Below are 228 nucleotides of genomic sequence, written 5' to 3' on the forward strand. Positions count from 1 at the left end.
CCCACTTCTTAATGAGTTCGATTTCCTCGTCCATGTTCGGCTCTTTCTCTGGTTTCCAGTCTTCTCTCATATCATTCAGTTCTTCCAGTGCTTCTTCTAAGTCTGCCTTATAGCTTTCTAAATCTTCTTTTTCGCTTGCTATATACTCATCAACACTATTGTAACAAGGCACACACTCATAGCTTGTTCTATCATCATTGTACTTGTGGTATACAATGTCTTTCCATT

1 protein-coding gene is annotated in these 228 nt (G+C 38.6%); it reads right to left on the reverse strand.

Translation table 11 applies throughout. The features are described from left to right. The coding region (locus tag NE637_RS15625) for a hypothetical protein (RefSeq protein WP_256267840.1) at positions 1–228 on the reverse strand (228 nt) is incomplete at both ends.

The sequence above is a fragment of the Desulfovibrio desulfuricans genome (assembly GCF_024460775.1).
Lineage (GTDB): Bacteria > Desulfobacterota > Desulfovibrionia > Desulfovibrionales > Desulfovibrionaceae > Desulfovibrio > Desulfovibrio desulfuricans_E.